Annotated in this window: 16 protein-coding genes; 11 read left to right on the top strand and 5 right to left on the bottom strand. The window is 70.4% G+C overall.

Translation table 11 applies throughout. The features are described from left to right. From AB0O44_RS00245 to AB0O44_RS00235, 3 genes are all read right to left on the bottom strand, one after another. A complete protein-coding gene (locus AB0O44_RS00245) occupies positions 1 to 603 on the bottom strand; it encodes a sigma-70 family RNA polymerase sigma factor (protein WP_364132913.1) in 603 nt (200 codons plus the stop codon). A gap of 207 nt (positions 604 to 810) precedes the next feature. Next, positions 811 to 1278 (bottom strand): tRNA (cytidine(34)-2'-O)-methyltransferase, encoded by a 468-nt coding sequence (locus AB0O44_RS00240; protein WP_364132910.1) that lies wholly within the window; start codon positions 1276 to 1278, stop codon positions 811 to 813. A gap of 29 nt (positions 1279 to 1307) precedes the next feature. Continuing rightward, positions 1308 to 2279: a DnaJ domain-containing protein gene (locus AB0O44_RS00235; RefSeq protein ID WP_364132907.1), complete on the bottom strand. Its 972-nt coding sequence runs from the start codon at positions 2277 to 2279 to the stop codon at positions 1308 to 1310. Between the two features lie 126 nt (positions 2280 to 2405). Between AB0O44_RS00235 and AB0O44_RS00230 the strand changes: the two genes are divergently transcribed. Continuing rightward, entirely contained in the window at positions 2406 to 3350 is a 945-nt protein-coding gene (locus AB0O44_RS00230) for a diacylglycerol kinase family protein (protein ID WP_364132904.1), read from the top strand. Positions 3351 to 3357: 7 nt separating this feature from the next. Beyond that, a complete protein-coding gene (locus AB0O44_RS00225) occupies positions 3358 to 4044 on the top strand; it encodes a hypothetical protein (protein ID WP_364132901.1) in 687 nt (228 codons plus the stop codon). On the opposite strand, the gene AB0O44_RS00220 is transcribed toward AB0O44_RS00225, so the two are convergent. Next, complete coding sequence (locus AB0O44_RS00220; protein WP_364132898.1) at positions 3951 to 4958, bottom strand: DMT family transporter; 1008 nt, start codon at positions 4956 to 4958, stop codon at positions 3951 to 3953. The two genes, AB0O44_RS00225 and AB0O44_RS00220, sit on opposite strands and share 94 nt — an antisense overlap. A 127-nt stretch (positions 4959 to 5085) precedes the next feature. On the opposite strand from AB0O44_RS00220, the gene AB0O44_RS00215 reads away from it, so the two are divergent. From AB0O44_RS00215 to AB0O44_RS00180, 8 genes are all read left to right on the top strand, one after another. Continuing rightward, a complete protein-coding gene (locus AB0O44_RS00215; RefSeq protein WP_364132895.1) occupies positions 5086 to 6312 on the top strand; it encodes a cysteine desulfurase family protein in 1227 nt (408 codons plus the stop codon). A 143-nt stretch (positions 6313 to 6455) separates the two neighbouring features. Beyond that, on the top strand, positions 6456 to 7580 hold the full coding sequence (mnmA, locus tag AB0O44_RS00210; protein ID WP_364132892.1) for a tRNA 2-thiouridine(34) synthase MnmA: 1125 nt from the start codon (positions 6456 to 6458) through the stop codon (positions 7578 to 7580). A 215-nt stretch (positions 7581 to 7795) separates the two neighbouring features. After that, on the top strand, positions 7796 to 9430 hold the full coding sequence (locus AB0O44_RS00205; RefSeq protein WP_290255697.1) for an ABC transporter substrate-binding protein: 1635 nt from the start codon (positions 7796 to 7798) through the stop codon (positions 9428 to 9430). A 131-nt stretch (positions 9431 to 9561) separates the two neighbouring features. Next, a complete protein-coding gene (locus AB0O44_RS00200; protein ID WP_290255696.1) occupies positions 9562 to 10653 on the top strand; it encodes an ABC transporter permease in 1092 nt (363 codons plus the stop codon). A 1-nt stretch (position 10654) separates the two neighbouring features. Continuing rightward, positions 10655 to 11695, top strand: a complete 1041-nt coding sequence (locus tag AB0O44_RS00195) for an ABC transporter permease (protein WP_364132888.1) — start codon at positions 10655 to 10657, stop codon at positions 11693 to 11695. Further along, on the top strand, positions 11692 to 13404 hold the full coding sequence (locus tag AB0O44_RS00190; protein ID WP_364132885.1) for an ABC transporter ATP-binding protein: 1713 nt from the start codon (positions 11692 to 11694) through the stop codon (positions 13402 to 13404). Before AB0O44_RS00195 ends, AB0O44_RS00190 begins: the two co-directional genes overlap by 4 nt. A gap of 110 nt (positions 13405 to 13514) precedes the next feature. Beyond that, the gene (locus tag AB0O44_RS00185) at positions 13515 to 13928 is read left to right on the top strand and encodes a chorismate mutase (RefSeq protein WP_364132882.1); all 414 of its coding nucleotides are present in this window, start codon (positions 13515 to 13517) and stop codon (positions 13926 to 13928) included. After that, positions 13925 to 14965 (top strand): hypothetical protein, encoded by a 1041-nt coding sequence (locus AB0O44_RS00180; RefSeq protein ID WP_364132879.1) that lies wholly within the window; start codon positions 13925 to 13927, stop codon positions 14963 to 14965. The genes AB0O44_RS00185 and AB0O44_RS00180 overlap by 4 nt, the downstream gene beginning before the upstream one ends. Before the next feature lie 18 nt (positions 14966 to 14983). On the opposite strand, the gene AB0O44_RS00175 is transcribed toward AB0O44_RS00180, so the two are convergent. Next, on the bottom strand, positions 14984 to 15694 hold the full coding sequence (locus AB0O44_RS00175) for a DUF4166 domain-containing protein (RefSeq protein WP_364132876.1): 711 nt from the start codon (positions 15692 to 15694) through the stop codon (positions 14984 to 14986). 130 nt (positions 15695 to 15824) lie between these two features. Between AB0O44_RS00175 and mtrA the strand changes: the two genes are divergently transcribed. Beyond that, on the top strand, positions 15825 to 16499 hold the full coding sequence (mtrA, locus tag AB0O44_RS00170; RefSeq protein ID WP_290255690.1) for an MtrAB system response regulator MtrA: 675 nt from the start codon (positions 15825 to 15827) through the stop codon (positions 16497 to 16499). The last annotated feature ends 103 nt before the right edge of the window (positions 16500 to 16602 follow it).

Raw genomic sequence — 16602 nt, 5'->3', positions numbered from 1 at the left:
TCAACTCACCCCCAGGCAGTTCTTCAGTCGGATCAGTCCGTCGCGGATGCGGGACTTGATGGTGGGTACGGCGGCGTTCAGTTTCTCCGCCACCTCACGATAGGTAAGCCCGCCGTAGTAGGCGAGCCTGACGGATTCCTGCTGCGTATCCGTCAGCGTTTCCAGACACCGGACCACCGCCTCAGCCTCGAGTCGGCCGCCGACCTCGTCGGACACGGAGTCGTGGTCGATGTCCTGGCTGCTGGCACCGTAGCGGGCCTCCCGGTCGCTGGCGGACTGGGTCGAGCGGACCTTGTCCACGGCGCGCCGGTGCGAGATGGTCATCAGCCAGGCCAGCGGGCTGCCGGCGGCGGCGTCGAACTTGGCCGCGTTCTGCCAGACCTGGAGGAAGACCTCCTGCGTGGTGTCCTCGCTGAGTTCGGGATCGATCAGGACACGGCGTGCCATGCCGAAGACACGGCGGGACGTGAGCTCGTAGAACTCGGCAAAGGCGGACTGACTGCCGCCGGCGATCTGGTCGAGCAGCACGCCGAGCCGGTGGTTCACATCGGTGGTGCTCGTCGGGGGAGCGGCCTCGCGGTTCGGGGCGTTCGGAGTTTCCATCACCTTCAAGCATAGGCCGCCGCCGCCCGTGCGGAGATCAGGCCGGGCGTGCGGGGAGTGCCCCGCCCGGTGCGGTCCGCCGGACCTGTGTACCTGGAGTGTGCTCACCGGCCGCTCCTCGCTCCTTTCCTTGGTTGGCATTTGTGGTGTCCATGAAGGATTCGGCGCCGCGCCGGAGTTGGATGGGAGGGACTTAAACGGGGCCGTTCAGAGCTTGGCGCCGGCGAAACCGTTCTGCCGCCACGCCTCGTAGACGGCGATCGAGGCGGCATTGGCCAGGTTCAGCGAACGAAGTGCCGGCAGCATGGGCAGCCGGACCCGTGCGGTGACGTGTGGGTCGTGTTTGGCCTCCTCGGAGAGGCCAACGGATTCCCTGCCGAACATCAGCACGTCCCCGGGGCGGTAGGCGATGTCCGTGTAGGAAGTGTCGCCGTCGGAGGTGAAGGCGAAGACCCGTTCGGGTTGCAGGGCCTCCCACGCCGTGTCCAGGTCCGGGTGCACCGTGACGACGGCGAGGTCGTGGTAGTCCAGGCCGGCGCGCCGGAGCTTGGCGTCGGAGAAATCGAAGCCCAGCGGCTCCACCAGGTGCAGCTGCGCCCCGGTGATGGCCGCGAGGCGGATTGCGTTGCCGGTATTACCGGGAATTTCTGGGCTGTCGAAGAGGATGCGGAACACGTTCCCATCCTAGCCAGCGGCCCCGGCCGCTAGTGCATCCCCCGCAGCAGCCGGGCCAGGACCGGCACCAGGACCGTGTTGGGGGCCGGACCCGAGCCGAGGAACTGTTTCAGTCCCCGGGCCAGGCCGGCGGCGTTGACCACCTGGACGGTCTCCAGGGCGTCCTCCCCGCCCCGCCGGCGTCCGGGCCGGTCGATCACCGGCTCGTGGAGGTTGCCGTCGGTGCTGTGCACCACGGTCCAGCCGGTGACGTTGAGTTCGGGGAAGATGTCCTGCATCCGCCGGACCACGTGGGCCAGTTGCGGCGGGGCGACCGAGCGGCCGCCGTGGTTCAGGGTGCGACCGTCCCAGGCGTACGCGCCCGGGGGCAGCAGCATGGACCCGATGATGGCCATCCGGTAGCCGGAGAGCAGCACGTGGTCGATGTGGCTGTTGTCCGCCGGGGACTGCAGCCCGTTGATCAGCCGGGCGGCCGGGATGCCGGGGAGGACCTGCCGGGAGAGCAGCTGCACCGTCCGCAGTTCGCGCTGGATCCGGGCCTCGGCACCGAAGATGCCCCGGCGGCGGGGCATCCCGTGGACCTGCTGGCCCGCCGTCGACGGCGGGATCAGCGGCACCTCGCCGGCCGCCGCCAGCTCCTCGAAGGAGGGGACGTACACCGGGGCGTCCGCGGCGGTGCTGCGCGGTGTGTTGGGCCGGCGCACGTGGGCCGAGGCGCGGCTGCCGGCGGCCGGGGCGTCGAAGTGCGCGCCCTCGTCCTCCGGGGGAATCCGGCTCGCGGCCGAGGTCCCGCTGCCGTAGGAACGGTCGTAGTCGGCCCTGCGGCGGGCGTCGATGAGGGTCTCGTAGGCAAGGGTGACGCGACGGAACGTGGCCGGGTCCCCGCCGTGGTCAGGGTGGGCGGTGCGTGCGGCCTTCCGGTACGCCACCTTGATGTCCTTCTCCGTCGCCGTGACCGGAATCCGAAGGACCTGGTAATGCGAACTGCTGCCCTGCGTCACGCACCGTTCCTTTGCCTCGAGGGGACTTCCCGCCGGCGGCTCCGGCGTCGCCAGTTTAACCGGCTTGAGGGGAACAACGAGCGCGGAGTCGTGGAAGGTTCCCCGGCGGCTGGCATAATTCAGGCCATGAAGATCGCCCTCGCCGTAAACCCCCGCGCCTCGTTCGGCCGCGGCCGGCACGCCGGCGGGGCAGCGGCGGAGTGTTTCCGGGCTGCCGGCGCGGAGGTGGAGCTGCTCTGCGAGGACAGCTATGCCGCCCTCGCCGCGCGGGTGGCGGAGGCCGTCGCTGGCGGAGTGGACGCCCTGGTGGTGGTCGGCGGCGACGGCATGGTCCACCTGGGCGTCAATGCGCTCGCCGCCGTGCCCGCCGTCGCCGGGGCCGACGGCGGCGCCCCCTCGGCCGGCGCCGGGACCGCCGCCGGGACCCCGCTGGGCATCATCCCCACCGGCACGGGCAACGACCTGGCCCGGATGCTGGAGTTGCCGCGGCATGACATTCCGGCCGCGGTGGGGCGCGTCCTCGCGGCCCTCGGCTCCGGCGGACGGCGGATCGACGCCGGCCGCGCGGTGTCTGCCGGCCGGACGCACTGGTTCGCCGGCGTCCTCTCCGCGGGCTTCGACGCCGCAGTCAACGAACGCGCCAACGCCTGGCGCTGGCCGCGGGGCCAGTCCCGCTACAACCTGGCCATGCTCCGCGAACTGGCCGGATTCACCGCCATCGACTACACCCTGACCATCGACGGCGAGCGCCGCCGGCAGGGCGCCATGCTGGTCTCGGTCGCCAACGGCCGCTCCATGGGCGGCGGCATGGCGATCGCTCCGGAGGCGAGCCTGGAGGACGGTCTCCTGGACCTGTTCGTGGTGCACCCGCTCTCCCGTGCCGCGCTCCTGGCGGTCTTTCCGAAGGTCTTCACCGGCCGGCACGTGGGCCATCCCGCCGTGGAACTGCGCCGGGTGCGCCGGGTGGTGCTGGAGGCCGACGGCGTCGTCGCCTATGCGGACGGCGAGCGGCTGGGACCGCTGCCCCTGACCATCGACGTGGTGCCCGGGGCCCTCCGGGTGCTGGCCTAGGAGCCCAATGCCCGTTTCCTCGTTCCGCCGCGCCCCGGCTGCGGCCCTGCCCTTACTGGGCGTCCTGCTGCTGGCCGTGTCCGGGTGCAGCGTCGGCGTCCCCGACCCGGCCGCCCCGGCGCCCGCCACCTCCACCTGGGTGCCGGCCCCCGCCACCCCGACTGTCACCCCGGGCCACGACGCGGACGCCGTCGCCGCCCGCGACCTGCCCTTCAGCGCGGGGGAGAGCCTCGCCGCCGGGGTCCCCGTCCAACTCTCCGACGGGCTCAAGGACGCCCCGGGCTGGTCCGCCGCGGGGCAGGGCACGGCCGGGGCCAGCATCTACAAGAAGGCCGACGGCTGCCAGGCGGCGGCCCGGGTCAGCACCAACCAGGGGCCGCTGGCGGTTCCCGGAAACGACAAGGCCTCCACCGAGGCGCTGTTCCACTACCTGGACCCGAGCATCCTGCCCGGCTACCTCGCCACCGACACCCTTCGCTGGGGCGGCGACGCGGACAAGACCGGCCCCCGCGTGGAGGTACTGGTGTACGACGGCGCCGCGGCCGGCACGCGGGCAGCGGTCAGCTACGCCCGGATGTTCGCGAAGGCAGGTTCGTCGGTCTACGTGTCCGTGGCGTGCCCGGACCGGGGCTCGCTGGCCGCGGCCCGCGCCGACGTCGCCGCGCGCCTGGCCGTGCTGCCGCCGTCGTCCTGACGGGCGGGGGACGCCGAAGAGGCCGTAGCCGGGGCTGCTGTGAGCGGCAGGGCCCGGGGCTGGCCCCTTAGCCCGGTCAGCAGCACCCCGGCGATGACTAGGACCCCGCCGAGGATCTGCACCACCGTCAGCGGCGTGCCCAGCGCCACGGTGATCGCGGCGGTGAACACCACCATCAGGTTCAGGTAGTTCCCGGCCGTCCCGGGCGGGGTGGTCCGGAGGGCCAGGTTCCAGAACAGGTAGGCGCCGAGCGAGGGGAACACGGCGATGTAGGCCAGCGACCAGGCCTCGGCAGGGGTGTCCGGCAGCCGGGCGTGGAAGGCTAGCGCCAGCGGGGCCAGGGTCACGGAGGCCATGGCCACCTGCACCGCCGTGGCTGCGATCGGCGGCAACGCCAGCCGGCGGGCGATGATCGTGTAGCAGCCCCAGACCGCGATCGCGCCGATCATCAGCAGCTCACCGGTGTTGATGGACAGGCTCAGGATCCGCTCCAGCTGGCCCTGGGTCAGGACCAGCAGCACCCCCAGCAGCCCCAGGCCGATGCCCAGCCAGCCCAGCCGGGTGGTGCGCTCGCCCAGGAACAGCACCGCCAGTACCACGATCAGGGCCGGGTTCGCCGCGGTGATGAGGGAGGCGTTCACCGCGGAGGTGAAGCCCAGTGCCCCGTACAGCAGGAGGGTGTAGCCGCTCATCCCCAACGCGCTGAGCAGGAGCAGCACCGGCCAGCGGCGCAGCACCGCGCGCCAGTCCGGCTTCTCCACGACGTGGGCCAGGGCCAGCAGCGGCAGCGCGGCCAGGGTCCAGCGCCAGAAGGTCAGATCCAGCGGCGACATGGACGCCACGGCGGCCTGCCCGACGACGAAGTTTCCGGACCAGAACAGGGTGGCCAGGACCAGGTACAGGGGCGCTTTCACCGCTCGAATGTACACCAGCGCGCCGGGACCGGACCGGCAACCGTTTCGACGTCGTTCCGCAGTGGATTCAGTAGCGGCCCCGCGGGCGGCCACCGACGGCGGGACAGGCCGCCGGTAGAATTGGAGGGTGCCTGCCTACCTCGACCATGCCGCCACCACCCCGCTCGCCGCGGAAGCGCTCGCCGCCCTGACCCGGGAGCTTGCCCGCACCGGCAACCCATCCTCGTTGCACGGCTCCGGCCGCCGGGCCCGCCGCGCCGTCGAGGACGCCCGCGAGGCGCTCGCCGCGGCCGCCGGGGCGCACCCCTCCGAGATCATCTTCACCTCGGGCGGCACGGAAGCGGACAACCTGGCCGTCAAGGGTCTCTACTGGGCCCGCCGAGCCCAGGATTCCCGCCGTACCCGGATCCTGTGCTCCACGATTGAACACCACGCCGTGCTGGACACCGTCGAGTGGCTGGAACGGCACGAGGGCGCCGAGGTGGCCTGGCTGCCCGTGGACTCCGACGGCGTGCTGGACCTGGCCGCGCTCGCGGCCGAACTTGAGCATGACCCGGAGTCGATCGCCCTGCTCACGCTCATGTGGGCCAACAACGAGGTCGGCAGCATCCAGCCCGTAGCCGAGGCCGTGCGGCTGGCCCACGCCGCCGGCGTGCCCGTCCACTCGGACGCCGTGCAGGCCTTCGGATCCCTGCTGGTGGACTTCCGCGCCAGCGGCCTGGACGCCATGTCCATCTCCGGCCACAAGATCGGCGGCCCGGTGGGGGTCGGGGCCCTGGTCCTGGGCCGCGCCGTCACCCTCACCCCGGTCCAGCACGGCGGCGGGCAGGAGCGTGACGTGCGCTCCGGCACGCTGGACACGGCCTCGATCGCGGCCTTCGCCGCCGCCGCGGAGGCGGCCACGGCCCGGCTGCGGGAGGAGACCGCCCGGATCACGGCGCTCCGGGACCGGCTGATCGACGGCGTCCGCGCCGCCGTGCCGGAGGCGGTGCTGCGCGGCGCCCCGGGGGAGGGCCGGTTGCCCGGCAACGCCCACTTCACCTTCCCCGGCTGCGAGGGCGACTCGCTGCTGTTCCTCCTGGACCTCGCCGGGGTGGAGTCCTCCACCGGCTCCGCCTGCACCGCCGGGGTCCCGCGTCCCTCCCACGTGCTGCTGGCCATGGGGCTGGACGAGGACACCGCCCGCGGCGCGCAGCGGTTCAGCCTGGGCCACGCCTCCACCGACGCCGACGTCGACGCGCTGCTGGCCGCGCTGCCCGGCGCGTACGCCCGGGCCCGGCAGGCCGGCATGGCCGGGCACGAATCCAGCATCCAGACCGCGGGCACCGTGGCCCGCCGCAACGCCCTGGGCTAGGCCTCCCGACGGCGCCGCCGGCCGGGCCGCCGCCGACGGCGCTCCGGGGCGGTTTTTGGGGCAGCCTCCGGCGCGGCGGTAGAATCGGGGCTGGGCGGTGTGTTATTCCGGCGCCCTTCTCCCACTCCCCAGAGAAAGCCAGTATGCGAGTTCTTGCAGCCATGAGCGGCGGCGTCGATTCGGCCGTCGCAGCAGCCCGCGCCGTCGAAGCCGGGCACGACGTCGTCGGGGTCCACCTGGCGCTCTCCCGCATGCCGGGAACGCTGCGCACCGGCAGCCGCGGCTGCTGCACCATCGAGGACTCCCGGGACGCGTGGCGGGCCTGCGACGTGCTGGGCATCCCGTACTACGTCTGGGACTTCTCCGAGCGGTTCAAGGAGGACGTGGTCCAGGACTTCATCGACGAATACGCCGCCGGCCGCACGCCCAACCCGTGCATGCGCTGCAACGAGCGGATCAAGTTCGCGGCGCTGCTGGAGAAGGCGATCGCCCTCGGCTTCGACGCCGTCTGCACCGGCCACTACGCCAAGGTCATCACCGACGCCGATGGCAACCCCGAGCTGCACCGTGCCGCTGACTGGGCCAAGGACCAGAGCTACGTCCTGGGCGTGCTCACCCACGAACAGCTCAAGCACTCGATGTTCCCGCTCGCGGACACCCCCTCCAAGGCCGAGGTCCGCGCCGAGGCCGAACGCCGCGGCCTGTCCGTGGCGAACAAGCCCGACAGCCACGACATCTGCTTCATCCCCGACGGCGACACCGCCGGCTGGCTCGCCGAGAAAATCGAGATGACCGGCGGCGACATCGTGGACGAGACCGGCGCCAAGGTAGGCGAACACCCCGGTGCGAACGCATTCACAGTCGGCCAGCGGCGGGGCCTCAAGCTCGGCACGCCCGCCGCCGACGGCAAGCCCCGCTTCGTCCTGGAGATCCGCCCGAAGGAGAACAAGGTGGTGGTGGGCCCCGAGGCGCTCCTGGCCATCGATGAGATCCGCGGCATCAAGGTTTCCTGGGCCGGCCTGCCGATCGCCGAGATCGCCACCGGCGCCGACTTCGACTGCTACGCCCAGGTCCGCGCCCACGGCGACCCCGTGCCCGCGTCGGCCCGGATGGAGCACGACGCCGGTTCCGGCGAGCTGGTGGTCACCCTCGCCGAGCCGCTGCGCGGAGTTGCCCCGGGCCAGACCGTGGTGCTCTACCAGGGCAGCCGGGTCCTCGGGCAGGCGACAATCGACGCCGCCCGCTCCCTGCAGAGGGCGGCCCTCTAACCGCTGCTGCCTTCCTTCCGGAGGGCCGGAAACCGGCCCGAAACCTGAAGGAAACGATGAGAAGCCCCGCGTGGTGTAAATTTTGTGTCTCAACTCACAAGATTTAGCGGTACACCCTGCGGTGTTCTGGTTGAATCAGAAAATCAGGACCGTGCGCCGCCCCGAGTCGAGCTTTTCGGCGGCCCACGAGCACTCATCGAACAGAAAGTTCACAGATGGCAATGAACAAAAAGGCCCTGCAGAGCGCCATCGCGCTGGCCGGGGTTTCCGCCTTTGCATTGACGGCCTGCACCGGCCCCTCCGGCGGCGGAACGTCCTCCGGTGGCTCGGCCTCCGGTGGCGCCATTACGTACGGCACCACCGACAAGGTGGTCACGCTCGACCCGGCAGGCTCCTATGACGCCGGTTCGTTCATGGTGATGAACCAGATCTACCCGTTCCTGCTCAACTCCAAGCCGGGCACGGCCGACTCCAGCCCGGACATTGCCGAGTCTGCCTCCTTCACCACCCCCACCGAGTACACTGTCAAGCTCAAGTCCGGGCTCAAGTTCGCCAACGGCCACGCCCTGACCTCCTCGGACGTGAAGTTCTCGATCGACCGCGTCGTGAAGATCAACGATGACAACGGCCCCGCATCGCTGCTGGGCAACCTGGACTCGGTCACCGCCAAGGACGACACCACCGTCGTCTTCAAGCTCAAGGAAGGCAACGACCAGGTCTTCCCGGGCGTGCTCGCCGCCAACGCCGGCCCGATCGTGGACGAAGAAGTCTTCCCGGCCGACAAACTGATGAGCGACGACGACATCGTCAAGGCCAAGCCCTTCGCCGGCCAGTACACGATCGAGAGCTACAAGAAGAACGAACTGATCAGCCTCAAGGCCAACCCCGACTACAAGGGCCTCCTGGGCAAGCCGGCGAACGACAGCGCCACCATCAAGTACTACGCCGACTCCAACAACCTCAAGCTCGATGTCCAGCAGGGCAACATCGACGTCGCCGGCCGCAGCCTGACCGCGACCGACGCCGCCGACCTCGAGAAGGACTCCAAGGTCAAGGTCCACAAGGGCCCGGGCGGCGAGCTGCGCTACATCGTCTTCAACTTCGACACCATGCCCTTCGGCGCCAAGACCCCCGAGGCCGACCCGAAGAAGGCCCTGGCCGTCCGTCAGGCCATGGCCGACATTGTCGACCGCGACGCGATCGCCACCCAGGTCTACAAGGGCACCTACCTGCCCGCATACTCCGTCGTTCCGGACGGCTTCGTCGGCGCCATCAAGCCGATGAAAGACATGTACGGCGACGGCAGTGGCAAGCCCAGCCTGGACAAGGCCAAGCAGGCCTTCAGCGACGCCGGCGTCACCGGCCCGGTCACGCTGAAGCTGCAGTACAACCCGGACCACTACGGCAAGTCCTCCGGCGACGAGTACGCCATGATCAAGGAGCAGCTGGAGAAGTCCGGCCTCTTCAAGGTCGACCTGCAGTCCACCGAGTGGGTCACCTACTCCAAGGACCGCACCAAGGACGTCTACCCCGTCTACCAGCTCGGCTGGTTCCCGGACTACTCCGACGCCGACAACTACCTGACCCCGTTCTTCATCCCGGGCAACTTCCTCAAGAACCACTACGAGAACCCGGCCGTGACGGACCTGATCAAGAAGCAGCTCACCACCGTTGACAAGGGTGAGCGCGAAAAGGTCCTCGGTGACGCCCAGACGGCCGTCGCCAAGGACCTGCCCTCCCTGCCGCTGCTCCAGGGCGCCCAGCTCATGGTTGCCGGCAAGGACGTCCAGGGCGTCGACAAGACCCTCGACGCATCCTTCAAGACCCGGCTTGGCGTAATTTCCAAGTAGGTCCCATCCCCATCCGGTCCTGACCAGCCACAGAGGCGGGGCGCCCGCGCGGCGTCCCGCCTCCGTGCTGAGGGCAGGACAACCGATTCCCAAGGCCCACGAAGCCGACGGAAACACACATTTAGGTACCAATGACAACACTTATCGAGGCACCGCCCAGCGATGCCGACGGCCTGATGCCGACCAAGAAGAAGTCGTCCGGCGGGGGACTGGGCCAATACATCCTGATCAGGTTCCTGCTGATCTTTCCGACCATCCTGATCCTCGTGACGCTCGTGTTCTTCCTGATGCGGATTACGGGCGATCCGATCACTGCGGCCCTCGGCGGCCGGCTCCCTCCCGAGCAGCTCGCCGAGCGGATCCACTCCGCCGGCTATGACCGGCCCATCTTCGTCCAGTACTTCGAGTACCTGGGCCAGCTGATCACCGGCAACTTCGGCACCACGCTCTCGGACAACCGCCAGGTCTCCGAGATGCTCACCACCTACGGCGCCGCGACCCTCGAGTTGTCCATCAACGCCCTTCTCGTGGCCCTGGTGGTAGGCATCCCGCTGGGCATGGTGGCCGCGCACCGCCGCGACAAGGCCCCCGACGCCGTGCTGCGCATCTTCGCGATCCTCTGCTACGCCACCCCGGTGTTCTTCGCCGGCATGCTGCTGAAGCTGACCTTCTCCGTGTGGCTGGGCTGGCTGCCGGTCGCCGGACGGGCGAAGACCTCCACCGAACTGGCCCTCACCGCGCTGTCCGCGCCGACCGGGATCTACTGGCTGGACTCGCTGCGCAGCGGCAACATGGCCGCGCTCGGCGACGTCACCGCGCACGCGGTGCTGCCCGCCGTCGCCCTCGGCCTGCTCACCGCCGGCATCTTCCTGCGCCTGGTGCGCACCAACGTCATCGGCACCCTCGGCAAGGACTACGTCGAGGCCGGGCGTTCCCGCGGCGTCAGCGAATACCGCCTGGTGACCAAGCACGCCTACAAGCCCGCGCTGATCCCGATCATCACGGTCATGGGCCTGCAGATCGCCGTCATGCTCGGCGGTGCCGTGCTGACCGAGACCACCTTCGAATGGAAAGGCCTGGGCTTCCAGCTCGCTACCTACCTGACGGCCCGCGACTTTGTGGCCGTCCAGGGCATCGTGGTGCTGCTGGCCGTAATCGTGGCCGTAACCAACTTCATCGTGGACATCGTCGCCGCGCTGATCGACCCCCGCGTGAGGTACTGACATGAGCACTGAATCCACTATCGCCGCGGAAAACCGCAGGGAACCGTGGTTCCGGCGCCTGCCGGTCGTGTCCCACTTCAACAAGAGCGTCGGCCTGCAGCGCGGCATGCTGGTCACGGGCCTCATCCTGACCGCCATCTTCCTCCTCACCGCCGTTTTCGCCCCGCTGATCGCGCCCTACGGCTTCGCCCAGATCTCCGACGCCGACGGCGGGTTCCCCGCCCAGCAGGCGCCGGGCGGCAAGCACCTGCTCGGCACCACAGTGGGCGGCTACGACGTGTTCTCCCGCGTCGTCTGGGGCGCCCAGACCGCCGCCATGGTGATCGTCGTCGCCGTCATCATGTCGATCTTCATCGGCGTGATCCTCGGCCTGGTCAGCGGCTACATCGGCGGCTGGCTGGACCGGATCCTGGTGGTCATCGCCGACGCCGTCTACGCCTTCCCGTCCCTGCTGGTGGCCATCGTCATGGCGATCGTGATCAGCGGCGGCCGGTCCAGCCTCTGGGGCGGCATCCTCGCCGCGGCGATCTCCATCACCGTGGTCTTCATCCCGCAGTACTTCCGGGTCATCCGCGCCGAGACCATCCGGCTCAAGGCCGAACCGTTCGTCGAGTCGGCCAAGGTGGTGGGCGCCTCCAACGTGCGCATCATGACCCGGCACATCTACCGCAACGCCACCCGGACCCTGCCGCTGATCTTCACGCTGAACGCCTCGGAGGCCATCCTGACCCTCGCGGGCCTGGGCTTCCTGGGCTTCGGCATCGAACCGACGTCGGCCGCCGAGTGGGGCTTCGACCTGAACAAGGCCCTCTCCGACACCACCTCCGGGATCTGGTGGACCGGCGTCTTCCCCGGCCTGGCCATCGTCCTGACCGTCGTCGGCCTGACCCTGGTGGGCGAGAGCATCAACGACCTCAACGACCCCCGGCTGCGCGGCCGCAAGAAGGCTTCCGGCAAGGCCGGAACCAACATTGCCGGATCCAATGCCGCCGGCCCCGGCCCGGCCACGGCAGCACCAACAGCAGAAGTGAGCACGTCATGACCACCAATATCGGCCACGCAGCCGACCAGCACGGCCGCGGCGCCGGCCCCGTGCTGGACATCGACCACCTCAAGGTCACCTTCGCCACGGACGCCGGGGACGTCTACGCCGTGAAGGACGTCAGCCTGGAGGTCAACCCGGGGGAGGTCGTCGCGATCGTCGGCGAATCCGGCTCCGGCAAGACCGTCACCGCCAAGACCATCCTGGGCCTGCTGCCGGAGACGGCCATCAGCTCCGGGGCGGTGCTGATCAACGGCAACAACGTCATCAGCGTCAGCGCCTCCAAGCTGCGGGAAATCCGCGGCCGGGACGTCGCCATGGTTTTCCAGGAACCCTCCACCGCACTGAACCCGGTGTTCACCGTGGGCTGGCAGATCGCCGAAGGCATCCGCGCCCACGCCGGCCGCAACGGCGGCAAGGTCAGCGCCAAGGACGCCAAGGCCCGCGCCGTCGAAGCCCTCCGCAAGGTGGGCATCCCGGACCCGGAGACGCGGGTCAACTACTACCCGCACCAGTTCTCCGGCGGCCAGAAGCAGCGCGTCGTCATCGCCGCCGCGCTGGCCCTGAACCCGGGACTGATCGTCGCGGACGAGCCGACCACCGCCCTGGACGTGACCGTGCAGGCGGAGATCCTCGAACTGCTCCGCGACCTCCGGGACCAGTACGGCACCTCGATCGTGCTGATAACCCACAACATGGGCGTCGTCGCCGACCTCGCCGACCGCGTCGTCGTGATGTACCAGGGCGACGTCGTCGAGGAGGCCACCTCCCGGGTGCTCTTCGCGGAGCCGAAGCAGGACTACACGAAGAAGCTCCTCGCCGCCGTCCCGCACCTGGGCCGCAACTCCGCGTCGGCGGGGATGACCGAACGCGCCCACCAGGGCGGGAAGGTGCTGGTCGAGGCCAGGGACCTCACCATCGAATACCCGGGCCGCCTCGGCAGCCCGGCGTTCAAGGCCGTCGACCGGGTGAATTTCACCCTCTCGGAGGGCGAGGTCTTTGGCCTGGTGGGCGAGTCCGGCTCCGGCAAGACCACCATCGGCCGGGCCATCGCGGGCCTGAACAAGACCACCGGCGGCAGCCTCAAGGTTCTCGACTACGAGATGCTCAACCTCAAGGAGCGCAGCTTCAAGCCGCTGCGCAAGCAGATCGGCTTCGTGTTCCAGGACCCGGCGGCGTCGTTCAACCCGCAGCTGACCATCGGGGAGTGCATCGCCGAACCCCTGGTCATCCACGGCAAGCCGACACCGGCGCAGGCCCGGCAGCGGACCCGCGAGCTGTTGGAGTCCGTGCAGCTGCCCGCGGCCTACGCGGACCGGTACCCGCACGAACTCTCCGGCGGCCAGCGGCAGCGCGCCTCCCTGGCCCGGGCCCTGATCCTGAACCCGAAGCTGCTGATCGCCGACGAACCGACGTCGGCGCTGGACGTGTCGGTGCAGGCCAAGGTCCTGGAGCTGTTCAAGGACATCCAGGCCGAGTTCGGCTTCGCCTGCCTGTTCATCAGCCACGACCTCGCCGTGGTGGACATCCTCTCGCACTGGGTGGGCGTCCTCTACAAGGGCCGGATGGTCGAGCAGGGGCTGGGCAGCCAGGTCATGGGCAACCCGCAGCACGACTACACGAAGAAGCTCATCGCCTCCCTCCCGGTCCCCGACCCGGAGGAGCAGGCCCGGCGCCGGGAGCAGTTCCGCGCCGTCCTGGGCAGCTGACGCCCAACGCCGGCACCCGCCACCGCAGCGCTGCCCGCCGTCCGCACCGGACGGCGGGCAGGTCCGCTTAACACCCGCTTCATCGGGCGCCCAGCCCCTAGACTGGAGCAATGAGCCACAGCCTCCACCACGACGCCGATGACGACTACGACCCCGCCGCCAGTTCCCTGGTCGGCCAGGTCGATCCCGCGGTGATGGCGGAGCTGCTCTCCATCCGTTCCAGCATCGACAACATCGACGCGACCCTGGTCTACCTCCTGGCCGAACGGTTCAAGGCCACGCAGAAGGTGGGCCACCTCAAGGCCAAGCACCAGTTGCCGGCGGGGGATCCGGGCCGCGAAACCGCCCAGATCGCCCGGCTCCGCCGGCTCGCCGCCGAGGCGCACCTTGATCCGGCCTTCGCGGAAAAGTTCCTGAACTTCATCATCGGCGAGGTCATCCGCCACCACGAGGCCATCGCCGAGGACCACCAGGCCGCGGGCCGGGCGGACGCCGCCGGGACCGCCGTCTCCGCCCAGGCGTGAGCGGCGCCGACACCGGGGCCGCCCAGGTCACCGCCACCGCCCACGGGCCCTGGCCGGGGACGGACCCGCTGGAAGCCGCCCGTATCATCCGCGGTGAACTCGGCGCCCCGCACCTGCCCTTCCTGGCCGAACTGCCCGTCCGCGGCGTCGGCTCGGACGCCTTGGGCCGGACCGCCGCTCTCCTGGAGGGCCTCGCCGTCGATGTGCAGCCGCACGGCTGGCGCCTGGTGGACCGCCCCGGCCGGGACGCCCGCCGCGCCCGGTCCGCACTGGCCACCGACATCAACGTCCTCGCGGACGTCGCCGGCACCGAGTCGGTGTCCGCCGACGCCCTGAAAATCCAGCTCCAAGGGCCGCTCAGCCTCGCCGCCGGCCTGCACCTGCACAGCGGGGAACGGGCACTGCTGGACCACGGCGCGCGGCGGGACCTCGCCGAGTCCCTCGCCGCCGGCGTCGGCGCCCACCTGCGGGCCGTGGCCGCCGCCGTGCCGGGCGCCCGGCTGGTTGTCCAGCTGGAGGAACCCGACGCCGCCGCCGTCCTGGCCGGGACGATTCCCACCGCCAGCGGCTACCGGACCCTGCGGGCCGTGGCCGGCTCCGAGGTCACCGAATCCTGGCGCCTGGTGGTGGACGCCCTGCACGCCGCCGGCGCGGAGGAGGTCGTCATCGCGGTCCCCGAGGTGGAAGCACCCATCGAGAGGATCCTCGGCGCCGGCGCCGATGGCATCGCCGTGCCGCTGCGTGCCCTGACCTCCCGCCAGTGGGAACACCTCGCCGGCGCGGTGGAGTCCGGGCGAAAGATCTGGGCCGGGGTGCTGCCGGTGGAGGACCCCGCGGCGGAACCGCCGTCCGCCCGGACCCTGGCCGAGGCGCTGTGGCGGCCCTGGCGCCAGCTCGGGTTGCCGGGCTCCTCGCTCGGCGCGGTCCGGCTCACCCCCGCCGGGGGACTGGCCGGCCACTCGCCGTCGTCGGCCACCAGGGTGCTGGCACGGCTGACCCACGCGGCCGATGCGCTGAACCAGATCGCCCTGGGCTAGCGCCCCGGAGCCGTCGCTTCAGACCCGGGATTCCCAGCGGTCGGGCCGGGCGTACGCGGGCAGGTAGCCGGCGGCCCCGGTGCCGTCCGGGTACGGCTCCAGCCGGTAGTCGAAGCGGCCGGCATAGACAAGCACCAGGCCGACCTGCGGCTGGATGGCCTTGACCTGGATCCGGTGCTTGCCCTCCGCGACGTCCCACCACTGTTCGGCGTAGGCCTTGGCGTCCAGTGGGCCCGGCAGCGGCAGCCGCAGCGGACCCAGCAGCAACCGGGATGCCTCCGAGACGCCGCGGAGCCGGCCCTCCGGGGTGACACTGAGGTTCAGGTCCGTGGCCAGCCGGCGGTACCGGCCCACGTAGTCCACCAGCCGGTGCCGGCCGCCGGTCGTGTCCCAGCTGGTGGTGTCGGAGAAGACCCGGGTGACGCCGGGGAAGAAGATCTCGCGCCGTGCCGTCAGGCTGGGCCGGCCGAAGGGGTCCAGGTGGGCGTGGTTTTCGATCCGGAACCGGATGCCCTCGCCGTACTCGGGGAAGAACGCCTGCTCCCCGGTGACGGCCCGCATGAAGGGGCGCAGCCAGCGCTGCCGGCAGCCCACGACGTCGAACACGCCCTCGCCCACCCCGTAGTGGCCGGAGCCCTGGACGAGGGAGAAGTAGTCCTGGAGTTCGGGCTGCAGCCGGGCGAAGTCCCCGCCCAGGCCCAGCCGGTAGATGGGGTCCACACGGTTCACGGCATCCTCCTCGGACTGCGGGCCGCCCGCCGGCCCTGGGACGAATCTACCTGCCCCGGCCGGCGGTCCGCGCCATGCCGGGAGCCGCACGAATACGACAAAGCCATTTCAATAAGGGAATATATAACGTATGAAGGCACGGATTTTGGTAGTGGACGACGACGAGGCCCTGGCCGAGATGATCGGCATTGTGCTGCGCAACGACGGCTTCGACCCCGTCTTCTGCGCGGACGGCGGGCAGGCCCTCGAGGTCTTCCGCTCCGCCAAGCCGGATCTGGTCCTGCTGGACCTGATGCTGCCGGGGATCGACGGGATCGAGGTCTGCCGCCAGATCCGCGCCGAATCCGACGTGCCGATCGTGATGCTCACCGCGAAGGCGGACACCTCGGACGTGGTCCGGGGCCTGGAATCCGGCGCCGACGACTACGTCCCCAAGCCGTTCAAGCCCGCCGAGCTCGTGGCCCGCGTCCGCGCCCGCCTCCGCCCGGGCGACCAGAAGGCACCCGAGACCCTCCGCATCGCCGACGTCACGATCGACGTCGCCGGCCACGTGGTCAGCCGCAACAGCGAGCGGATCTCGCTGACTCCGCTGGAATTCGACCTGCTGGTGGCCCTGGCCCGCAAGCCGTGGCAGGTCTTCACCCGGGAACTGCTGCTGGAGCAGGTCTGGGGTTACCGCCACGCGGCGGACACCCGCCTGGTGAACGTCCACGTCCAGCGGCTGCGCTCGAAGATCGAACGCGACCCCGAAGCCCCCGAAGTTGTCTTGACGGTCCGTGGTGTCGGCTACAAAGCAGGGTCCTGAGCCCGGCAGCGGCACCCCCGCACCGGCCGATCCCGCACCGGCCACTCCCGGGCCGGAGAGTACCGGGCCAGAGTCTTCCGGACGGGAGGCTCCCTCGCCGGTG

Origin of the sequence: Arthrobacter sp. NPDC080082 (genome assembly GCF_040686595.1) — a bacterium.
Classification (GTDB): domain Bacteria; phylum Actinomycetota; class Actinomycetes; order Actinomycetales; family Micrococcaceae; genus Arthrobacter.
This window is presented reverse-complemented; position numbering and strand designations above follow the sequence as displayed.